Annotated in this window: 17 protein-coding genes; 13 read left to right on the top strand and 4 right to left on the bottom strand. The window is 62.4% G+C overall.

What is annotated here, in order from left to right:
• Positions 1–459 precede the first annotated feature (459 nt).
• From VGN68_RS01125 to VGN68_RS01105, 5 genes are all read left to right on the top strand, one after another.
• On the top strand, positions 460–3,666 hold the full coding sequence (locus VGN68_RS01125) for a hypothetical protein (RefSeq protein ID WP_327473054.1): 3,207 nt from the start codon (positions 460–462) through the stop codon (positions 3,664–3,666).
• Between the two features lie 376 nt (positions 3,667–4,042).
• A complete protein-coding gene (locus VGN68_RS01120) occupies positions 4,043–5,161 on the top strand; it encodes a DNA N-6-adenine-methyltransferase (protein WP_294035990.1) in 1,119 nt (372 codons plus the stop codon).
• 495 nt (positions 5,162–5,656) lie between these two features.
• Positions 5,657–6,421: a hypothetical protein gene (locus VGN68_RS01115; protein ID WP_234181332.1), complete on the top strand. Its 765-nt coding sequence runs from the start codon at positions 5,657–5,659 to the stop codon at positions 6,419–6,421.
• A gap of 280 nt (positions 6,422–6,701) precedes the next feature.
• Complete coding sequence (locus VGN68_RS01110) at positions 6,702–7,346, top strand: MobA/MobL family protein (RefSeq protein ID WP_234181333.1); 645 nt, start codon at positions 6,702–6,704, stop codon at positions 7,344–7,346.
• A 161-nt stretch (positions 7,347–7,507) separates the two neighbouring features.
• On the top strand, positions 7,508–7,780 hold the full coding sequence (locus VGN68_RS01105) for a hypothetical protein (RefSeq protein ID WP_234181335.1): 273 nt from the start codon (positions 7,508–7,510) through the stop codon (positions 7,778–7,780).
• 186 nt (positions 7,781–7,966) lie between these two features.
• On the opposite strand, the gene VGN68_RS01100 is transcribed toward VGN68_RS01105, so the two are convergent.
• Together VGN68_RS01100 and VGN68_RS01095 are read right to left on the bottom strand one after the other, a co-directional pair.
• Positions 7,967–8,452: a hypothetical protein gene (locus VGN68_RS01100; RefSeq protein ID WP_234181336.1), complete on the bottom strand. Its 486-nt coding sequence runs from the start codon at positions 8,450–8,452 to the stop codon at positions 7,967–7,969.
• A gap of 663 nt (positions 8,453–9,115) precedes the next feature.
• Positions 9,116–10,699, bottom strand: a complete 1,584-nt coding sequence (locus tag VGN68_RS01095) for a Na+/H+ antiporter (protein ID WP_327473034.1) — start codon at positions 10,697–10,699, stop codon at positions 9,116–9,118.
• A 379-nt stretch (positions 10,700–11,078) separates the two neighbouring features.
• On the opposite strand from VGN68_RS01095, the gene VGN68_RS01090 reads away from it, so the two are divergent.
• From VGN68_RS01090 to VGN68_RS01080, 3 genes are all read left to right on the top strand, one after another.
• The gene (locus VGN68_RS01090) at positions 11,079–11,855 is read left to right on the top strand and encodes an SDR family NAD(P)-dependent oxidoreductase (protein WP_327473032.1); all 777 of its coding nucleotides are present in this window, start codon (positions 11,079–11,081) and stop codon (positions 11,853–11,855) included.
• Positions 11,797–12,639, top strand: a complete 843-nt coding sequence (locus tag VGN68_RS01085) for an enoyl-CoA hydratase/isomerase family protein (protein ID WP_327473030.1) — start codon at positions 11,797–11,799, stop codon at positions 12,637–12,639. The genes VGN68_RS01090 and VGN68_RS01085 overlap by 59 nt, the downstream gene beginning before the upstream one ends.
• 71 nt (positions 12,640–12,710) lie before the next feature.
• Positions 12,711–14,579, top strand: a complete 1,869-nt coding sequence (locus VGN68_RS01080; protein ID WP_327473028.1) for an arylsulfatase — start codon at positions 12,711–12,713, stop codon at positions 14,577–14,579.
• On the opposite strand, the gene VGN68_RS01075 is transcribed toward VGN68_RS01080, so the two are convergent.
• Both VGN68_RS01075 and VGN68_RS01070 read right to left on the bottom strand, forming a co-directional pair.
• Positions 14,499–15,440, bottom strand: coding sequence for a formylglycine-generating enzyme family protein (locus VGN68_RS01075; RefSeq protein ID WP_327473026.1), 942 nt, complete (start codon positions 15,438–15,440; stop codon positions 14,499–14,501). The genes VGN68_RS01080 and VGN68_RS01075 overlap by 81 nt on opposite strands.
• On the bottom strand, positions 15,437–16,186 hold the full coding sequence (locus VGN68_RS01070) for a TetR/AcrR family transcriptional regulator (RefSeq protein ID WP_327473024.1): 750 nt from the start codon (positions 16,184–16,186) through the stop codon (positions 15,437–15,439). The genes VGN68_RS01075 and VGN68_RS01070 overlap by 4 nt, the downstream gene beginning before the upstream one ends.
• On the opposite strand from VGN68_RS01070, the gene VGN68_RS01065 reads away from it, so the two are divergent.
• The 5 genes from VGN68_RS01065 (at position 16,185) to terL (ending at position 22,030) form a co-directional block, all read left to right on the top strand.
• The gene (locus VGN68_RS01065) at positions 16,185–17,819 is read left to right on the top strand and encodes a sulfatase-like hydrolase/transferase (RefSeq protein ID WP_327473022.1); all 1,635 of its coding nucleotides are present in this window, start codon (positions 16,185–16,187) and stop codon (positions 17,817–17,819) included. The genes VGN68_RS01070 and VGN68_RS01065 overlap by 2 nt on opposite strands.
• A 206-nt stretch (positions 17,820–18,025) precedes the next feature.
• Positions 18,026–18,658, top strand: a complete 633-nt coding sequence (locus VGN68_RS01060; protein WP_327473020.1) for a hypothetical protein — start codon at positions 18,026–18,028, stop codon at positions 18,656–18,658.
• Positions 18,659–18,731: 73 nt separating this feature from the next.
• The gene (locus tag VGN68_RS01055) at positions 18,732–20,051 is read left to right on the top strand and encodes a DNA methyltransferase (RefSeq protein ID WP_327473018.1); all 1,320 of its coding nucleotides are present in this window, start codon (positions 18,732–18,734) and stop codon (positions 20,049–20,051) included.
• Positions 20,044–20,520: a DUF5681 domain-containing protein gene (locus VGN68_RS01050; protein WP_327473016.1), complete on the top strand. Its 477-nt coding sequence runs from the start codon at positions 20,044–20,046 to the stop codon at positions 20,518–20,520. The genes VGN68_RS01055 and VGN68_RS01050 overlap by 8 nt, the downstream gene beginning before the upstream one ends.
• Positions 20,504–22,030 carry a phage terminase large subunit gene (gene terL / locus VGN68_RS01045; RefSeq protein WP_327473014.1) on the top strand — a complete coding sequence of 509 codons (1,527 nt, stop codon included), beginning with the start codon at positions 20,504–20,506 and terminating at the stop codon, positions 22,028–22,030. Before VGN68_RS01050 ends, terL begins: the two co-directional genes overlap by 17 nt.
• The last annotated feature ends 49 nt before the right edge of the window (positions 22,031–22,079 follow it).

Raw genomic sequence — 22,079 nt, 5'->3', positions numbered from 1 at the left:
AAACGAAAATCCCCTTACATTATCGATAGAGTTTCCAGCACAGGAGATTTTGAGATCCCCGAAGATGTAAGCTATATTCGATGCGGGCTTACTTGTTTTGCGAAATAGGTTAGCGTCCCATTCTTCGATTGTGGAAGCTAACATCAACATGATATCCTTCGGATCAGGAAGGTCGGTTTCGCTCGGGACTTCCCGATCGGGCGCCTGCCGCGGGCTGGTGGGAGGGGCGCTGCCCACCTTTGGAAGCGTGGACTGGAGATCATGGATCCGATCGGAACTTTTCGCAGGCGCGCAGCAAAGCGGATCATCCGTGACTTGCCGCTCGACTTGGCGGAGACCGAACTCGACGATCCGTTGGGCCTCCTGCGCGGCAAGGTCCGAGCGAGTCTCGATTCCGCGCAGCGGTGGGAGCGCGGGAAAGCAGCTCCTGCCCGGCGGGCCTGGTTTGGCATTCCGAGCGTGCCGGACATATCCCGGCTAACGAGCGCGGCAGGGGAGCGCAGCTTCCACCTGGCGCGTAACGTAACCCGCGAGCGATCGGCGGCCGCGTTCGATGATTATGCGACCGGTAAGATCGGCGAGGCGAATGCGGAGCCGGAGCTCGCGGCAGAGGAGCGGCCCGCTGCGACGTTCGACCGCTACACGCAGGATCATGGCCATGACGATCCCCAGATCCTCGTCACGACGCTCGATCCGGATCCGGTCAAGCGAGCCAGGCAGTGGGACGCGGTCGAAGCGCATGAGTTTGGGCGGCGCAAGAATAAATCCGCCGGACCGCCGCGTCTCAACATAAAATTTGAACTCGCGCCTGCTTTTTTGGCGAGCGCTGCGCGTCGCAACGATTGTCCCGAAGGTCTGCGTGACGTCCTCAACGCCGAGCAGAGGCGGGTGGATGGCGGCAAGGAGCTCAGCAAAAAGCGCCAGTTGGTTGGTGTGCCATGGATCGATCCGGAGGCGCCAGCCGCGCTGACTTGGCTGGAGGCGCTGCCCGGCTGGCCCGCTGCGGATCCGCCGGTGAAGCTCAGCGAAGGTCGCGGCAGCTATGCGGTCATCGCGGGCGAGGCGGAGCTGCCCGCCGATCTCGACGGTGCGGCGCACGAACGCATTCTCGTTGGCGCGAACGCCTGGGTGCAATCGCTCGCCAATTCTGACAGCGGCGATGCTGACGCAAAGCGGGTCGTGCCCGCCCTGTTCGTGCGGCATGAACCCGACGCGCTCAATAACCTGACGAACTGGCACCTGCACTTCCAGGTCGGTAAGCGTACGGTGACCATCGATGGCGACGGTGAACTGGCGTTCGACGCCCACGTCGTGCCGCAAATCGCGACCAGCTTCATGAAACCGTTCCGCTGCGAGATCGCGCGACTCGTCAACGTCGAACTGAAGGCCGCTGACGCTGACTATCGGCTTTCGCCAGAAACCTACGCCAAGATGGGGCTGGATGCGCAAACCATGCGCAAGGTAGGTGGCAAAGCCACCGTACTCGAACGCGCGGGAGATACGCCGGATGTGTCGCTCGACAATGCAGCGATCGGCTGGGCGCGGGTGCTCGCGCAGCAGGTGGCGAAGCGCGATGCGGATTTCGCGGATGCCGATGCGGCTTTCGAATTACGCGAAGCGCGCGTGCGCGAAGTCCGCACTTCTGACGACCGCGACCGGCTGGAGCGGCTCGCGCGCGAGCTTCGCGATCACGAGCATACCGCGATCCGGTTGCGCGCCGAGGCCGCCGAGATCGAAACGCTGTGCGCTATGGCGCGCAGCCATCCGCGTATCGTTGCGAGATTTGCCCCGGGCTATGCCGACAAGGCGCGTAAGGACGGACACGATACCTATCTGTCGCACGCCTGGACCCGGCGGGGTAACGAGGCCGAAGCCTATCTCGATGAACTCGAACGGGAGTTGGTCGTTGAACAGGCCGCGATAGCCGAGCGCCGCGAGCAGGCGAAGTTTCTCGAACGCGCCGCCGCCGATCTTCGCGAACGGCTCGATCGAGACCTGAGACTTGCGATCCAGAACCCTGAGCCGACGCGCGTTGTCGACGCAATGCTGTCCAGCGAGGTCAGCTCCGCAACGATGCTGGATCCCAATGCGGTGATGAAGCGCATCGCCGAGACGCCGCTCCTTCTCAGCGAAGTCGACGGACGCTTGGTCGTGCTTCCCGCCAACGATCCTCAGGATTTGATCCACGGCGTCGATTTGAATGCCGCACCCTATCGAAAGCGGCTTCCGGCGATCCGCGATACCCAGCAGAAAGAACTCGCCCAGGTCGGCGCGTTGTTGGCGAAGCGCGGGCCGGCAGGTCTGGATGATGATAATCTCGTCGACAAGAGCGCGTGGCTGCAGACGGCGGTGAGGCGCTGGCGCGATACTCCCGAGATTGGGCGGCGGATCAAATTGCGCGATCTGCGCATTCAGGCGACCCGCGAAATCGCGTCAGGCCGCCAGCGGGAGGCCGACCAAGAATTTGCACTGTCGCCGCCTCGCGCGCTCGATCAGCCCTTACCGACGATGGCATCGCTCGGCGCACGCGGACTCGATATGGTGGGGCTGGGCGAGATCACACCGGGCCGCGAACCACAGCCGGTGCCCGCATGGCGTTCGCCGCGTGCAGACCTGCCGCGGGAATATGATATTTCCGCCGACGAAACTGCTCCCGTCGCGCCGAAGCAGGCGACGACTTTGCGCGATGTTCGCCGTGATGACTATCGTCCCATCCATCACAACGGGCGGGAACAGTTTGCTGATCTGTATGAGCGGCTTGCCGACACCTCAATCAATGGGCCATTTCCCGACAGACCGACCAATGACCAGCTTCAGGCGCTTCGATCGGTGATCGAGACGTATCCCGTCCGTATCGCACACTGGCGCGGCGCTTTGCGGATCGATCTGCGCGACGACCCCCGCCGCTGGTTCGATACCCCTTACATCCGGAGCGCGGCGGGGCAGGACCTGCTTTCGACGATTGTCGATAAGCGTGTGCAGATGTTCAGGAACCTACCCGATCTCGATCCGGCGCGCCGGCCAACGGCTTGGGACGTGGAGCAGAAGCGACGGGCATCTTGGCTTGATCGACCTGCCACGCACGTCGCGCCGGTGCCTGCCGAATTAATGGACGCCCACCAAGGTGCCGATCCTGCCGTGCTGTGGCGCCGTGCGCCTGTCCCTTTCCTGTTCGCGCGGCGTGCGGATGCCGAGGCACCGGACACGGTGGAGACGCTGCGCGACGCCCTCGGGTCTCGCGCCGAGTGGCTGGCACTGCCCGACTTACGCGCCCGCACCCGCGCCGCCTGGTTCGTCCAACAGGAGACGCGGAGCGATATCCTGCATGATCTTATGGTCGATTCCGGCTTGCGGCCAGCCGCGCCGCTGCGGGCAAACGAAGCGGACCGGTTGCTGCACATGGGCGATCCGCTGCTCGACGAAGAGTGGCTGCTGATCAAGCGCGGTTCGGTGCGGTTCGATCCGCCGAAGGCGGCGGACCGGTTGAAGCGCGCGTTGGCATCGGCTCGATCCAGCGAGGATATGGCGGCTGCCGCGGCGATCATGGCGTTCGGGATCAAGCGGCGAACAGCGAAACAAAATGCGAAACGGTCGAAGCCATCTAAGGGCCGTCATCCCTACGATCGCGGGCTGCCCGGCCGAGAGCCCAGCGGGCGCGGACGCTGAAGGCCTCATTGTCAGGAAATCATGCTCCTTGTATCGACTCTCACCCCCAAGACGACGCGAACACAGTCGCGCGTTCTCGTAATTCTGTTTGGCCGAGATGGCGCGCTCGCACAGAGGATTCCGATTACCCAGAGAAACTTCGCAGCTATATTAAAGATTTATTCATCTTTAGGGTCTATATGCCCGGCACAGTTGCGAACATGCGGCGGGGATAGCATCCCAAGTCGGTGACCTATGAATTTGTGATTCGCGCCAATTTTCGAGCTCCGCATCTGCTGATGCGGGCTTGAATGGCGTTCGAGGTCATGAATGAACCAGCCTAAACATTGCTGCCAAGCAGCCATGGCTTCGCTCGCCGAGCGAGGAAACCATAGCCATGGGAAATGCACAGAACACAAAGCCGTCGAATAAATTATCCCTTACATCCCCCGCACTCCCCCGCGGTTCGGATGTCTGGGCAAACGCTTCTCCTTCCGGGCTGTCAGCGGCAAAATTGCCGTTCGGCGGCAAATCGTCGAATTGCATCGGTTCGAAGGTTAGTAGCGGTTCGGCCGGATCGTCAGTCCGCCCGGAGCCTGGAGGCGAAAGTTGTGCTAACCTAATTGTTGAATTGCGCGAAGCGCGCGTATCAAAGGGTTGGTCGCGAAAGGTCATGGCCAAGCATGTCGGAGTGTCGCCCCAGACAATTACGCGGCTCGAAAAGGGTGTCGGCACCGTGTCAACGCTTGTGGCGGTAATGGACTCAACCAATTTCATGCTGACAGGTCTGAGTGCCGGTAAGACGCTGTTCGAAAAGCTCCGCAACACCCGTATCAAACATGGAAAGTCGCTGGAGAATTTGGTTAGGCGAACCGGACTGTCGCACACGGCCATCCTCGACCTCGAAAATGGTGCGGGATCAGTTGAAGACTTGCTGCGCCTGCTGGCAGCGCTTGCGCCGAGAGCTCGGCGTCAAGCTCCCGCTCGAGCGTATTGGGCGCTGGGTCAGAAGGAAGATCGTGATTCCCGCTTCACCCCGCCAGATTTCATGGACAATATTTATAAAGCGTTTGGCGAAATAGATCTCGATCCATGCGCTCACGAACTCAGCCCTGTCCTGGCGCGCCGTAAGATATTGGCCAGTAGGGGCGGCGACGGACTTAGCCAGACATGGTCAGGGCGTCTCGCTTTCGTCAATCCGCCGTACTCATGTGCCCTGCAGTGGCTACGGCGAGCTCATGAGCAATGGTCAGCTGGCCACGTTGCCACCGTTGTGTGCCTCGTTCCGGTCAGAACAGATTCGGCATTTTTCCACGAGGTTTTGAGCTTGGACGCCGATATCTTCTTTCTTAAAGGGCGCGTCAAATTCCTGAAACCGGACGGGGCGGCGCAGCAAACGCCCTTCAGCCTTATGGTGTTAACCCTTGGAGCAAACGCAGAACAGCGAGCTCGCTTTGCGCAATTAGCAGCCGGATTCTGGTCGCGAAGGCGTCAGCCAAATGACACTGACCTCTAGCGGGAAGGCGTAAACCTCGAAACGGAGCTTAAACCCGGCGAGGGTCTCGATAACGTGCGGTATGCCGCCATCGATACCCTCGCCGGGTCGCATGCGCTGATGATGGGGTTTCTTGTAGAGCTCGCGTTCTTGAGCAAGTGAACGGGGGCGCTGCGTTCGGGGCAGTCTCGCTCAGTCTGAGCCCATTGGCTCCTAGGCTCTAACGACCAAAATAGTCGAAGTGGCGTTCCCAGTTCGCTGTTGGGAAGCGGGCGGCGAGTTCAACGGGCTTAGAATTGATTGTCTAAGTGTCAGAAAGGCCTGCTGCTCAAAATCAAAATCACCCATTCGGTGAAACCGCAGAACGGCCTCGCATGTCCGCCGGATGGAAAAGCGGGACGCGGCTGCGCGCCCGCCAAGCGGTGGAGACGCTGACGCGGGAAGCGAGGAACAGGGTGAAAGGAAAAGAGGCAGGAGTTCTGTCTCGGATCCCTGATCCTCCGAAAGGAGAATATCGTGAACGAGTATCAACTTCCCAAATGCCTGCAGGTGATCGGTCTGGCATGCATTCCCGTCAACGACATACCAGACCAGCATCCGGCGCTGGCACGCAGGCCGGTTGCGGCGGCGGTCCTGACGATGGTCGATCAAGATGATGGTCATCGCTGGATCAACACGATCTGCGTCTCCGACGCGCGCAAGTCGGAAATCCCATTGCCGCACTTGCTCGACAAGACACTGTTGCCCGGCGTGGTCCAGATCGCGTCCATGGCCGATCGCATGACGCTGGCGATGGACGCGATGAGCCGGCGCTTCTTCGTCGAGCCGGCTCTTGCAGAACTCTGCTTTGGCGAGACGGCTATCGATCCCGCCGCGATGGGTGACCATGGGTTCGATGAGCGAACAGCGTGCCGTCGTTTCTCGATCCCGATGCCCGAGATCGGCGATGCGGACATCGAGCTTGCCTGGTCGCGCTCGGCGCCTGCGGCAGCCGAAGACCATGCGCTGCGCGTCGCGACCGCACGCTTGATGCTGTGGGCGCATGTCGAGGCGTTCCGCATCGCGCGACCGGAACCCTTCTTCGAGATCATGCTGGCCCTGCGCGACTGGATCGATGCCAGCGAGTATCTCAAGGCCGCGCTCGCCGATATCGGGAACTCACGCCCAATCCGCCGTGCAGACTCTTTCGCGCATCATTATCGCGACTATCGACAACGCCTTGCTGCGGGCGACGAAACCGCGAGATGGGTCAGCTTCGAGGACGGCCTGTTCCACGCCTGAGCGCGCCTAACGCGTAAACTCACTATCGATGAAAAAATGGCCTCGCTGCTCGGGTCGCGCGAGCAGCGAGGCCTGCGAGCGTGCATATGCACAACGCTTCGCATGCGACGGGCCGCTGTCATGCCCGTCAGGGCACGGTCTAGCGACCAGCTTTAAATATCCGGTGAATCGACGTCCAGCAGCCACTGCGGCGCCGTCTCTCCGTCCCACCATCAAACCCAAATCAGCAAGCGGACCGCTGCGATGCGGTCCCTTTGTCCTTTGTAGAAAGACGTACCAAATGACGACCATCCATAACATCCGCCCGTTCAACACTCGATATGTAATCCGGGAACGCTCAAGCCGCTACACGCCCGAACTCTTGCGCACGCACCGCACGGCGCAGGCGAGCTATGCCTACATCAACCGCCAGAATAGCGTTGATGAATGGGGTCCGACGCCGAACTGGGCGTCGCGCTCCGACCTTGCGGCGGCGGGCCGATGTGCTCCTGCCCGCGCCGCCGGACCCAAGCTGTCGGGGATCGCGCTCTGGGCACAAGCGGACGAGAATGCGCTCCGGTATCGGCCCGACGAGCCGACAATCGCGCATTGCGTTGGCAGCTTGCCGCGCCATGAGGACCTCGCCTTCTGGCGCAATCTGATCGAAGGCTTTGCCGAGGATTATCTCGTGGCCCGCGGCATGGTTGTAGACTGGGCGATCCATCATCAAGCGGAAGGCGACGATCAGCCCGAAATTGCGCCGCACGTCCATCTCCTCATCACCTTGCGAGGATATGACCCCGAGCACCGCGATTACGGCAAGGTCCGGCAGAACTGGCTGCGGACGGACAACTCTCGCAAGCGCCTGGCCGAGCGTTGGTGGGACCGTACCGGAATCGTCCCGCCCGAATATGTCATGGCAGCGACAGCGCAAAAATCCCGCTGAGATCGTGTCGGCACCGAGCACCGGTAACGCCCGGTGCCGACCACCCTGAATATCGCATTGCCTGTTCTGGCTTCTGAAGGAGCGGATAGCGAGGCCTTCAAGCCAGAACAGGAGAGAAATTGAGCGGAGAGGGTGATCTGAAGATCGGAGGAGAAAATAGAATGTTTATCGTTGAACTAACTGCTGTAGTCATTGCCGCGTATGTCACGGCCCTCGTTATGCGCGAAATGCCGCGCCTGTTTGCATTGCTCATCGTCCGGATCGCCGACCGGCTGTCGGCAGCTAGGCACACTCAGATCGTGGAAGCGGTTAGCGGTCGCCAAGTCCCAGCGAATTGGACCGCGGCGTCGGAAGATCGGAAGTTGTTGCGCGCCGGCATGCGCTCGACGATGCGTATGGCGACGTTTCGTTCGCTCTATCCGACTAATCGCTAAGGGAATCTGCTGAGCCCAGGCGTCGGCAATCGAATTGCCGACGCCTGGGCCAGCCGGATATGTCATTATGCGAGCCCCATATCAGGGGTTCATCAGATGGCAGGTGTTCGCTCGCGCCATGATACTTATTTCGTCTCCAATCGGGAGCGCGGCCTTGCCAGCGACCTCTCGTTGCGCCCAGGGAGATCAATGAACCCTGACATAAGGATTGGGATCGCATGCCATGATCTGCGGCATCAGTGACAGGATCTTACGCGCCATTTTGATCCGATCAGCCCGATGGTCCAACGGGATTTCCAATACCCGACAAAGTGCCGCATCGTGATAAGCGAAGCCGAAATCCGCGCCCTTGGGAACTATCAGAGCCGGTCCTTCCCTGGAAAGAACCCATACCGAGCATCGAGGCCACGTCTTCACTTTACCGTCATAGGTCTCATAAACCGCGATATTGGCGGGTCCACGGCGTTCCTTCCCGGGCTTGAAGGCAAGCACAATCAGGTCTTTGTTGGCTTCTTTTACCGCCTGCTCAAAACCATGCTCATTCCCTGCTTCAGCAACAGTGAATGCAGCCTCTCTGAAAGGGATCCCGTCTACTTCTCGTCTAAGGGTTATCATCCTGCCGAGACAAATCAGGAAATCCATCGCAATTTCTCGATTAAAACTGGTCTTCATTCTCATTCTCCTTGGAGCTAATGTTCAAAGCTCGTCGGACGAGATTATTCCGCCGACCCTGAGTTATAGGATCGTCGAAAGCTGCTCCCAAGCTACTCAGAATTTTTTTTTCATTTATTCGAATTTCGATAGATCTGGGCGCAACGTAATGGGCGCCCGACCGCACCAAGGTTGACCCCACTTAGATTCTGGGATCATCATCGCGGCGCTGCTGCCTAGGTGAATGGACGTGCTTGGTCGTTGCTAAGGTAAGTTGGCGCCGCTGATTGAGGTGCAGTCGCCGCACAGGCAGCCGTTTGTTTAAGGATTAACCTAGTGGACGCGGAGCGATGGGCGATCTCTGTGGTAGGACAGGGCGTGCGAGGCGGGGTAGCTACGGGGAAAATGCCTTCATTCGAGCGAGATCAGGCGACGTGCCACGTCCGAATTACGGCTACCGCACGGCTGTCACAGCGCGCAGCAAAAGACCCTGAGCGCCTGCATGGGAACGCCGCACCGATGTTCTATTGCGGTTGGTCTGTGATGCCACTAACTGTAGCCAGTGAGTGTAGCCAGTCGCAACTGGTGCCACGCGAAATTGGCCGAAAACAGGGCTTTTTGGGGTGCAGCTTTTCCTTAGGTGAGGTTCCTGCCGCCCCAGCCAGCCGGTGCCAATAGCCCGACCTATTCGCCGCGCTGAAACGTGATCGCCATTTCTTCGATGTCGAGGTCGCGTTCCAGTTCGTGGAGTACCTCGTCCTCGATATGACCCGCGCGGTGGATGCGGATCAGTTCTTCGCGGGCGGCTGCGATCGCTTGCAGCAGGACGTCGAAATGCGGACGCAGACCGTCCATCGCGGCGGCGGCATCGGCCTCATATCTTTCCATGAAGCGCATGCGCTTGCGATGCTCCTCCAGCAACTGGGGATGGATCAGCGTGCCGTCTGCGTCATAGGCGAGCTTTTCGATGACCGCGCTCCGCGCCCGCGCCATCGCGGCTTCGGCGGCGGGCATCGCCATCTTGGCCGGTGGGTCGGCATCGACCGGGGTCACCTTGCGGATCAGCAGCCCCAAGCTAGACCCCTGCGCCACGACGGTGACGAAAATGACCGCGAAAGCGCAGATCAGCATCAGGTCGCGGCCGGGCATGTCGACGGGCAGGGTCAACGGGACTGCCAGCGTCACGACGCCGCGCATTCCGGCCCAGCTGAGCACCGTCGCCTGACGCCAGCCGAGCGGACGGGCGCGGTCGATGCCCGCTTTGCGCGCGAGCGCGAGCAGCGCCTCCGACCCGAACACCCAGATGAAGCGCGCGCCGGCAACGGTGACGACGACGGCGATCACTACCGCGACCATTGACGCCGGTACCGCGTCGATCCCGCCGATCCGCTCGAGCGCGCCGCGCAGTGAAAAGCCGATCAGGATGAAGACGAGCGCTTCGAGCAGGAAGACCATGATCTGCCACGCCGAACTGCCCAGCAGCCGGACGTCCGCCGACAGCACGACATGCTGGTACCAGCCCATCACCAGCCCCGCCGTGACGGTGGCGATGACGCCAGACACATGCACCGCCTCGCCGGCGATATAGGCGGCCCAGCACAGCGACAGGGTGACGAGCACGACAAGCATGCGGTCGCGCAGGTGGCGCGCCAGGAACAGCCAGACCGCGCCGACCGCGGCGCCGACGATGGCGCCACCGACCGCAACGATGGCGAAGCTTTGTACCGCTTCGCCGGTGTGGAAGACCCCGCTGAGCGTGGCGGCGACGGCAAAGCGGAACAGGATCAGCCCGGTGGCATCGTTGAGCAGGCTTTCGCCTTCGAGCAGGGCTTCGAGCCGACGCGGCAGATGGACGCCCTTTAACACTGCGCGGGCCGACACCGCATCGGGCGGCGACACGATGGCGCCCAGCGCGAAACAGGCGGCCCATGGCAGTTCGGGAAGGATCCAGTGCACCACCACCCCGACGATCAAGGTGGTGAACACCACCGCGCCGACCGCGAGCGAGAGGATGCCCGGCAGATGACGGCGGAAGCGGCCGAGCGCGGTATAATAGGCGCCGTCCATCAACAAAGGTGGCAGAAACAGCACCAGCGCCAGTTCGGGGTCGAGCGAGATCGCGGGCAGGCCGGGGATGAAGGCGAGCGCGCCGCCGCCGACAAGCAGCGCGGTGGCAGGCGGCCAGTTGAGCTTGAGCGCGAGCCAGTGCAGCGCGATGACGAGCGCCAGCAGGGCGAGCACCAGTTCGAAGGTTTCGACCGCGTGCATCGGTTCAGATCCGATCGGCGGCGACGCCGGGTGATGATTTCATGGTGAGCCCCCCTCGACAGTCCCAAAAATCCGGCACCATGTTTGCCGCCGATTGTCACGACGATCAATGCAATAGCGCGAAGGAAAGAATTTGGGGTCGAGCATGTCGTCAAAGCGACAAGCCGCGCATTCCGTTGCGACAAAGGCCAAAACCTTTATCCCCCGTCCGCTACGCTCGGCAGCTGCAACGGGGGATGAGGTTTGGTGTCGACATGAGAACATTAGTAGAACAAAAATTGTTCGTCAACCCGATTTCCCCACCTTTTTGAGGAACTGCGGTCGATTGACGTAAACGTCAATCAGCGCCAAGGCAGAAGGGGCAGCGAAAGGGAGCGTGATGGCGGCAGAACCGAAGTTCGATCTTTCCGGGCGGGTGGCGCTGGTCACCGGCGCGTCGTCCGGGCTGGGCGCCGGTTTCGCCAAAGCACTGGCGGGCGCGGGCGCGAAGGTCGTGCTTGCAGCACGGCGCGCCGACAAGCTGGCCGAGCAGGTGGTGGCGATCGAGGCGGCGGGCGGCACCGCGATTGCGGTCAGCATGGATGTCACCGACGAAGCATCGACCATCGCTGCTTATGACGCCGCCGAGGCTGCGTTCGGCACGGTCGATACGATTGTCGCCAACGCCGGGGTCGCGACGGAGAAGATGGCGATGAGCCTGTCGGTCGATGATGTCGATTTCCTGCTTGCGGCGAACGTCCGCGGCGTATTCCTGACCGCGAACGAAGGCGCGAAGCGGCTCGACAAGGCGGGGGCTCGCGAGAAACAGCACGGCCGTATCGTCCTGATCGGGTCGATCACGGCCGAGAAGATATTCCCGGCCACCTCGGTCTATGGTGCGACCAAGGCCGCGGTGCGGCATCTGGGCAAGGCCTTGGCGCGCGAATGGGCGCGGCGCGGGATCTGCGTCAATGTGATTCAGCCCGGCTATTTCGAATCCGAAATGACTGCGGAATTGCTGAACAGCGACGTCGGCGCGGCCATGGTGAAAAGCTTTCCGCGCCAGCGGATGCGTCCGCCGAGCGACCTGCACGCCCCCTTGCTTCTCCTCTGCTCCGATGCGGCGGTGGGGATCACCGGCAGCGTGTTCACGATCGACGACGGTCAGACGCTGTGAGCGACCTGCTGATCAAGCGCGCGGGCAGGTCGAGATCGCGACGCTCAACCGGCCCGATCGGCTCAATGCGCTGAACGAGGGGCTGGTCGATGACCTCAACGCCTATTTCGGCGGACTCGCCGACCGCCCCGACGTGCGCGTTGTCGTCCTGCGCGGCGCCGGCCGCGGTTTCTGCGCCGGGCTCGATATTCAGGAGGATCGGTTTAGCGACGAAACCCCGGTACTGCGGACGCTGCGCACCCAGACGCGGATCGGCAATATCTATCGCAAGATGCGTGCCTGCCCGCAGCCGATCATCGCGCTGGGCCATGGTGCCGCGTGCGGGGGCGGGCTGTCGCTGCTGCTCGCGTCGGACGTGCGTTATGCTGCGCCGTCATTCCGCGCCAACGCCGCCTATATCCGCATCGGGCTGGGTGGGTGCGATATGGCGTCGAGCTATTTCCTGCCGCGGCTGGTCGGTGCCAGTCTGGCGTCTGAGATGATCCTGACCGGACGGTTCATCGACGCCGAGCGCGCGCTGCGCGCCGGGCTGGTCAGCGAGATCGTCGATGAAGACGCGCTGCTCGACCGCGGCCTCGCGCTCGCCGACGAGATGCTGGCGACGAGCCCACATGGTTTGCGGCTGTCGAAACAGGCGCTGAACCTCAACATCGATGCGCAGAGCCTCGACGCCGCGATGGCGATCGAGGATCGCCAGCAGGTCATCCTGTCTGCCACCGAAGACCACCGCGAGGCGCTGACCGCCTTCGTCGAAAAACGCGCGCCCGAGTATCGCGAACGATAGCCAGCGTCCTCCATATTGACTCGCCGATATATTGGCATAGTAAGTGTCACTATCCCGTGGGAGAGGGGGCGATGGCAGTGCGTGTGAGGACCACCAAGGTGCCGGGTCGCAAGCGCCGGTTCCGGCGTACTGCCATCATCGCCTGCGCCGTGCTGCTCGCCGCGACCCCTGCGCAGGGGCAGCCGGAATCGGCCCCGCCGCGCCAGCCTAACATCGTCATCCTCCTCGCCGACGATTGGGGATTCAGCGACGTTGGATCGTTCGGCGCCGAGTTTGCGACGCCGAACATCGACGCGCTGGCCTACGCGGGGACGCGCTTTTCCAACTTCCATGTATCGGGATCCTGCTCACCGACGCGGGCGATGCTCCAGACCGGGGTGATGAACCACCGTAACGGCCTCGGTAACATGCCGGAGACGATCCCCGACGAACATCGCGGCAAGCCGGGATATGATACGGTGATGAACCACCGCGTGGTGACGATCGCGCAACTGCTGAAGGCCGCAGGCTATCGCACCTACCTGACCGGTAAATGGCACCTTGGCAGCGATCCGACGCGGCTGCCCGAGGCGCGCGGCTATGACCGGGCGTTCAGCCTCGCCGATGCGGGCGCCGACAATTTCGAGCAGCGCCCGATCGAGGGGATGTACGACACCGCCGCCTGGACCGAGAACGGCAAACCTGCGACGCTGCCCAAGGATTATTATTCGTCGACCTTCGTCGTTCAGCGGATGATCGACTATATCGAGGAGGGTCGCAAAAACGGCAAACCCTTCCTCGCGTCGATCAACTTCCTTGCCAATCATATTCCGGTGCAGGCGCCCGACAGCGACATCGCGCGCTATGCGGCGCTGTACAAGGATGGCTGGACCGCGCTGCGTGCCGCGCGGGCGAAGCGCGCCGCGGCGCTGGGGATCGTCCCCGCGGGCGTGCCGATCGTGACGATGCCGACCACCCCCAACTGGAACAAACTCGACGCCGACGAACGCGCCGCCGCGGTGCGCGTGATGCAGGCGTATGCCGGGATGGCGACTGCGATGGACCGCGAGGTCGGACGTCTGGTGGCGCATCTGAAATCGACCGGCGACTATGAGAACACGATCTTCGTCTTCCTATCGGACAATGGCGCCGAACCGACCAATCCGTTCAGCAGCCGCCGCAACCGGCTGTTCCTTGGCATGCAATATGACCTGTCCACCGCCAATATCGGCCGCCGCGGCAGTTTCAGCGCGATCGGTCCCGGCTGGGCGAGCGCCGCCGCCTCGCCGCTGTCGGGCTATAAATTCAGCGCGACTGAGGGCGGGCTGCGCGTCCCGCTGATCATCGCCTGGCCGGGGAACAAGGCGATGCGCGCGGGTGGCATCAGCGACGGTCTCGCGCATGTAACTGACATCGTGCCGACGCTGACCGAACTGGCGGGCGTCGCTGGCCATCGCGGCGTGTGGCAGGGCAAGGCGGTCGAGCCAGTGACGGGGCGTAGTCTGGTGCCAATTTTGACGGGCCAGTCGGCGAGCGTGCATGGCGATGCGCCGCTCGGATATGAATTGTCGGGCAATGCGGCGCTGTTTCGCGGCGATTACAAGCTGGTCCGCAATCTTGCGCCGACCGGCGATGGCCAATGGCGGCTGTACGACATCAAGGCCGATCCCGGCGAAACGCGCGACCTGGCCGCCGCGATGCCCGACCGCTTTGCGGCAATGCTGGCCGACTACCGCGCCTATGCCAAAGCGAACGGCGTGCTCGACATGCCCGCGGGCTACACCGCCGACGAACAGATCAACCGTTATGCTTTCGAACAGCAGGGCCGCAAGCGCCTGATCCAGCTCGGCCTGTGGGTCGGCGGCTTCGTGCTGCTACTGTCAGCTTTTGTCGGGGTCTGGCGCCGTCGGCGCCGGGCGCGCCGGATCGATCAGGCGAAAACCGATATGGTCGGTACCTAAGCTGCGTTCCTGAAACTGGCGCGCCGCGGGGCGGTAGCGCGCGCAATAATTGGCGGCGCACAGGAAACTGCCGCCCTTGATGACATTGCTTTCGCCGCCCGCCTTGCTCGTTGTCCATTCCCAAACATTGCCGATCAGGTCGTGCACGCCGTGGCGGTCGGCGGGAAAGCAGGCGACCGGCGCGCGGGCGGTGAAGCCGTCGGTGCCAAGGTCGCGGGCCGGGAAGGCGCCCTGATAATAGTTGGCCTGCGGCTTGCCCGTGGCATCGACCGGAACAAGACGGTCGGCACCGCCGGTCGTCGCCGCCATCTCCCACTGCTCTTCGCTCGGCAGCGACTTGCCCGCCCAGCGCGCATAAGCGATCGCGTCGTCATAGCCGATCTGGACCACCGGGTCGCGGTCACGGCCCTCGATGTTAGATGCGGGGCCAGACGGGTTGCGCCACTGCGCTCCGACGACCCAGCGCCACCAGTTCGCATTGCCGTCCGTGGGGGCGGTAAACACCGCTGAGCCGGGGACCAGCATGTCGGGCGGCGCACCCGGCAGGGGCGGCGGATCGCGCTCGGCGAGGGTCTTGTAGCCGGTCTCTTTGACGAAAGCGGCAAACTCGGCGTTGGTTACCTCATGCGTCGCGATCCAGAAGCCCGCGACGCGGACCTCGCGCGCCGGACCTTCCTCGGGCAGTTGCGCGTCGGCGCCCATCGCGAACGTCGTGCCGGGAATCCATGCATAATCCTGCGCCGGCATCGCAGGACAGGCCGGTCCCGCGGTTTCGGCCACCGGTGCCTCGGTCGCCTTGCCGCATCCCGCCAGCGCGCCGATCAAGGCGAGCGGCACCAGCCCGGCACTGCGGTATTTCAAGCGGCCTCGCCGATCGTCGCCAGCAAGGCATCGACCATATGCATCGTCACCGTCCCCGCTTCCTCGGCCGGCAACCCCTGATCGTGGCGTAGCGCGCGCCAATTCTGGAACGACAGCGTAGCGCACAGCGCCTCGACATTGATCCGGTCGGTCAGGACGGGGGCGGGGAGGAGGCGCAGCAGCAGTTCGCGCTCCAGCATCACGACCTTGCCATATTGCCCCATCAGGAATGGCGACTGGTACCGCTTGATATTGGCAGCGAGGCGAAAGGGCAGGGTGGTTTCGAACACCCGCACGCGGCGCCGTACCAAGTCGCGGACATTGGCGCGCCAGTCCTGATTGGGATAGGGCGCGGCCACGATCGGCATCACCCGCTCGGTAATCGTCGCGGTGATTTCGGCGTACAGCGCGTCCATGTCGTCGAAATGGCGAAATACGGTGCGCAGTCCGATCCCGGCCTCCTCGGCGACGCGGGCGGCACTCGGCGCCAGGTCGCCGCCGACGATCAGCTCCATCATCGCCTCGACGATGCGCTTGTGGCTCGACCGGCCGCGTTCTCGGCGGCCGTCGACGCGCGCGGGATCGGCCTTCGTCGATACCGATTTGCTCGCCGCCTTGGTCATATCCCTCCGCTGGCCCAGCTTGGCGCCGGGGTCAATCGCTGCTTTTCGCGCGATCTTGCGCAACCTGCAATATAGTGACACATATAGTGCCAAAATATCGACGGCAAGGGGTGAGGTTGTCATGAAGAAGCGCTGGATCGCATTGGGCGTCGTCGCCGCGCTGGGAGTGGGCGGTTATTGGGCGTTCGAGGCGAATAAATATCGCCTGCCCGGCATCCTTCAGGACTGGAACGATCCGGTGCAGCCGAACCGTGCGGTGGCTTGGCGGCAGGGACCGGCGACAGCGCCCGAAGGACAACGCCCGCCTAACATCATCCTGATCGTCGCCGACGACCTTGGCTATAACGACATCAGCCTGAACGGCGGCGGCGTTGGGGGTGGGATCGTCAAGACGCCAAACATCGATGCGCTGGCGCGCGAGGGGGTGAATTTCACCACCGCCTATGCCGCCAACGCCACCTGCTCGCCATCGCGCGCCGCGATGATGACGGGGCGGTATCCGACCCGCTTCGGCTTTGAATTTACCGCCGTCCCGGCCCAGTTCGCCGAAAATCTGGCGCATGGCGAGGGTGTCGGGCCGCTGCGGGCGATCTTCCACAAGGATCGGATCACCCCCGACATCCCCGATTATCCCGACATGGGCGTCCCCGCGAGCGAGGTAACGATTGCCGAGGCGGTCAAGGCGGTGGGCTATCACACGCTGCACATCGGTAAATGGCATCTGGGCGAAGCGCCCGCGTTGCGGCCGCATGCGCAGGGGTTCGACGAAAGCCTCGCCATCCTGGCGGGCGGCGCGATGTTCATGCGCGAAGACGATCCGGGGGTCGTCAATGCGAAGCTGCCATGGGATCCGATCGACCGTTTCATCTGGGCCAATTTGCGCCATGCGGTGACCTTTAACGGCAGCCAGCGATTCCATCCGCGCGGCCATATGACCGACTATTTCGCCGAGGAAGCGATCAAGGCGATCGAGGCGAACCGCAACCGGCCATTCTTTATGTATCTCGCTTTCAACGCGCCGCACACGCCGTTGCAGGCGACGCGCGCCGACTATGACAAGCTGCCGCAGATCAAGGATCACAAGACCCGCGTCTATGGCGCGATGATCGCGCAGATGGACCGCCGCATCGGCGATGTGATGGCGAAGCTGAAAGAGCAGGGGATCGACGACAACACGCTGGTCATCTTCACCAGCGACAATGGCGGGGCGTGGTACAACGGGATCGAGCGACTGAACGCGCCGTTCCGCGGCTGGAAGGCGACCTTCTTCGAAGGCGGCATCCGCACCCCCCTTTTCATGCGCTGGCCGGGCGGCATCGCCCCCGGGACGCAGCGCGCTGACGTCACCGGCCATCTCGACATCTTCTCGACGATTGCGGCGGCTGCTGGGGCAGCGGTGCCGCGGGACCGTGTGATCGACAGCGAGAATATCCTCGCTGGTCCGGCCAGCCGATCGGCGATGTTCTGGCGCTCGGGCGATTACCGCGCGGTGCGTGCGGGCGACTGGAAATTGCAGGTGACCAAAAGGCCTGAAAAGGCACGGCTCTATAATCTCGCGACCGACCCGACCGAACGAAAGGATCTCGCCGCCAGCGATCCCCAGCGCGTCGCGGCGCTACGCGCGATGATCGAAGCGCAAAACAAGGGCATGGCCAAACCAATCTGGCCAGGCCTGATCGAGGGGCCGGTGCGGATCGACGTGGCGCTCAATACGCCGTGGCAGGGCGGGCAGGATTATGTCTATTGGAGCAACTGAGCGCGCCAAGGCCTTGCGGCGCTTGTTCGGTACCCTGCAATTTAGATGAATGGTGCGCGACGCAGTCTGCACCGAACCCGTCTCGCGCCGCAATTCCCTGCAATGCAGCGAATTTGCAGGGAATTGCGGAGTTTGCCGGCAATTTTGTTGGGAATGGATTGCCGAAGACCCTTGAAATTCGCGGCAAATGCGCGAAAATTCCCTAGATGCCGGAGCAGGGAATTTTCCCGCGCTTTGACCGGGATTTCTGGAAAGACGCCTCAATGAGCGTGGATTTTTCGCATTATTCTGCAACCACCGCGGCGATGGTGGACATGTATGTCGCGCGCGGCGGGCAGCCGACGGACGAGATGCTGCTCGAGGCGTTTGAACGGCTCGATTGTGACGACCTGCCTACCAAAGATGGCGCGGCGATTGTCCGTTGTCTGAGCCGCAAGCGGGGCCGCCCCACCAAGGTCGGCCAAGAGCGTCACGCGCTCGCTCGCCGAATAATGCAGGTGGATCGCGGCGCCATGCCGGCGAATTTTCAGCGAGCACTCGCGGAACGAATTGCCAAAGGTCAGGGCGTCACGGATCGTCAGCGCGCGATTTCTCATCATCGTTCTATGCAGTCTCTGCAGCGCAACAACATGATCCGCTATTTGTACCATCTGATCAAAAAGCAGATCGACGATGGTACGGGAATACGGGTTCCCCATGTGGGGAGCTTCAACGATCCCCGGGGCGGTCGCTCGCCAAGCGAGCGGGCGCTCGAGCTCGCGCATTTGGTCCTGTCCGAGCGACTTGCAATGCACCCTCCTGCGGCGCGCCGCATGATGAATATCATCGCTTATAATTGAACCGATTTTCCGTGAGTGAGGCTGATCCGATGCTGCTCTAAATGAACTGCTCCACCTAGGTAGGAGCAAGTGCATGGAACACAGAGCGCATCCAAGCATCGAAATGATGCCGCGCCAAGGGCTCAAGCCCAACCCGATCAACGCGCGCAAACATGATGACAAGCAGCTGGCCCAGATCGCCGCGAGCATCGAGCGCTTCGGCTTTCTTGTGCCGATCATCATTGACGACGATGACATGATCGCGGCGGGACACGGGCGCTGGGAAGCCGCAGGACGATTGGGCATCGACAGCGTTCCGACCATTCGCGCGCGCTTTCTGACCGACGCCGATCGCCGTGCTTTCGCACTTGCCGAGAATCGCATCGCAGAGCTGAGCAGCTGGGACGAAGACTTGCTCGCGAACGAGCTGAGCATCCTGTTTGACGGGGGATATGATCTCGAGATCACCGGATTTTCGACGGCCGACCTAGATTTTTCGCTGCCCGAAGAGGCGGTCAAAGACAAAGCAGAAGAGATCGAGCTGCCCGACCTCGATGCCCGGCCGGTGTCACGCGAGGGCGATCTGTGGGGGATCGTCCCACACCGCCTCTACTGCGGAAATGCCCGAAGCGTCGAAAGTTACGAGACGCTGCTGGGCGGTGATCGGGCGGACATGGTGTTCAGCGATCCTCCGTACAATGTCCCTATCGATGGCCATGTATCGGGGCTTGGCAAACATCGTCATCGCGAGTTCGCCGAAGCGTCAGGTGAAATGACCGCTGCTGAATTTACCGCCTTCCTGCGCACCATTTTCCGCAACTGCGTCCGCTTCGCCTCGAACGGGTCCATTCATTACCATTGTATTGACTGGCGACACATTCGCGAGATGCTCGATGCGGCAGATGGCGTGTATTCTGGGTTCAAGCAGCTCGTCGTCTGGAAAAAGCAGAATGCCGGGATGGGGACCTTCTATCGCTCCCAGCACGAGCTGCTGTTCGTCTTCAAATCCGGCACCGCGAAACACGTCAACAACTTCGGCCTCGGCCAAACCGGACGTTATCGAACCAATGTGTGGGAGCACGCCGGCGCCAACAGCTTCCGAAAGGGGCGCGACCGCGACCTGGCCGCGCACGCGACGGTAAAGCCAACGGCGCTCGTAGCCGATGCGATCCTCGACTGCTCGAACCGCGGTCACCTCATCCTAGACCCCTTCAGCGGCTCGGGAACGACGCTGATCGCGGCACACAAGACGGGCCGCCGCGGCGCGGCGATCGAACTCGATCCGCTGCATTGCGACACCAGCATCCGCCGCTTGATGGCGGCCTCGGGTCTTGATGCCATCCGCGAAGACGGCGCCCGCTTCGCCGATCTCGAAGCCGATCTCGCGATCGGCGAGGAGGTGGATCATGGCTGACGGGAAGAATGATTATGACGTCGGCTACGGCAAGCCGCCGAAGCACAGCCGCTTTCCGCCGGGGCAGTCGGGCAACCCGAAAGGAAAGCAGAAAGGCAAAAAGGGCCTGAAGACCGACCTCGCCGAAGAGCTTGATGCCAAGCAGACGATTCAGATCAACGGCAAGCCGGTCACCGGGCGGCGCCAACAGCTTGTAGTCATGGCCCTCGCGGCCCGCGCGGCAGCCGGAGATCTGAAGGCCGCGCGAACGCTGCTCCCGCTCATCGTGCAGGTTCTTGGCACCGAAGATCGCGGAGCCGAGCGGCGTAGTCTGTCGCCGCAGGATCAGGCCATTCTCGATGACATGCTGGGCGAGCTTGGTGAGCCCGAAGCTAAGGCGGGAGCAGGTGGGCGGGATGGCCAACCGCGCCCGGCAGACGAGCTGATCGAAGGTTCTGCAGAGGGAGGCGACGGTGATAAATCCGAATGATCCAGGGCTTGTCCTGCAGGAACTGATGCGGCGCGATTTCCGGGCATTCCTGCGCAAGGCCTTCCCGTCGATCCGCGGCGGCGATCCGATCAGCTGGAACTGGCACCTCGACGCGATCGCCCATGAACTCGACCGGATCGACCGCGGTGAGAACCAGCGGCTCCTGGTGACCCTGCCGCCGCGCAACCTCAAATCAATTGCCATATCGGTGGCATGGGTCGCGTGGATGCTGGGGCGCGATCCGCGCCGGAACTTCGTGTGCATCAGCTATTCAAACGAGCTGTCGGGTAAACTTGCGCGTGATTGCCTCGCGATCATTCAGACGGGCTGGTACCGCGAGCTGTTTCCGCGCACGATCCTGTCGCAGAAGCGATCAGCGTCGGGTGACTTTGAAACCACCCGCGGCGGCGGGCGGCTTGCAACGTCGATCACGGGCACGTTGACCGGGCGCGGCGGCGACATCCTGATCATCGACGATCCGATCAAGCCCGACGAAGCCTATTCTGAAACGACGCGTGAAGCGGTGAACAACTGGTTCCGATCCACGCTCACTTCGCGGCTCAACGACAAGGCGTCGGGCGCGATCATCACCGTCATGCAGCGGCTGCACGAACATGATCTCGCCGGCATGCTGCTCGAAACGCCAGGGTGGCGCGAACTGCGCCTTTCGGCCATCGCAGCCGAAGACGAGATCATCGCGCTTCCGCGCGGCAAAAGCCATTATCGCAAGGCCGGCGACATTCTGCACCCCGAGCGCGAGAATCTCGCTGTGCTGGAAGCACAGAAACTTGCGATGGGCTCGCTCGCCTTCGAGGCCCAGTATCAGCAGAACCCGCTTCCCGCCGTCGGCAACATGGTGAAGGCGGAATGGCTGCGGACCTATACCGACGCCGATCTTGCCGCCAGGCCGGGCCACATCATGCAATCATGGGATACTGCCAGCAAAGACGGCGTCCACAATGATTGGTCAGTGTGCATCACCGCCAACGTATATCATTCTGAAGTCCGCATTCTTGACGTGTTTCGGCGAAAGCTGACGTTCCCCGATCTCAAGCGGCACGCAATCCGCCTGGCCCAAGAATATCGCCCGCAGACGCTGCTGATTGAAGACGCAGCATCGGGGCAGCAGCTGCTTCAGGCGCTGCGCAACGATCAACCGAGAGGTGTGCCGCTGCCGATCCCGCGCCGACCCGAACTGGACAAGGTATCGCGCATGGCGGGGGCGTCGGGCCAGATCGAAGGCGGACAGCTTCTGCTTCCGCAAGACGCGCCGTGGCTGCCGGAATTCAAGGCAGAACTGCTCGGGTTCCCGAATGCACGGTTTGACGACCAAGCTGATGCGTTGACGCAGCTCTTGAACTGGGTGCTGCGCCAGCAGGGCTTTTCTGGCCTGAGCGCATTGGAAGTCGGGCCGACCATGTTTGTGGCGCATGACGATGGCACGATCGAAACGATCGGCGATGACTGGGGCATCGAGGACAATGGCACCGAGCCTTGGGAACTATACTGACCAGCCCACGCGTAGTTGGGGCGGGGATGCCTTTGGCTTAAGCCGATGG

Origin of the sequence: Sphingopyxis sp., assembly GCF_035998965.1 — a bacterium.
Lineage (GTDB): Bacteria > Pseudomonadota > Alphaproteobacteria > Sphingomonadales > Sphingomonadaceae > Sphingopyxis.
Note: the sequence above shows the minus strand (reverse complement) of the source record. Positions and strands in the feature narration are given on the sequence as shown.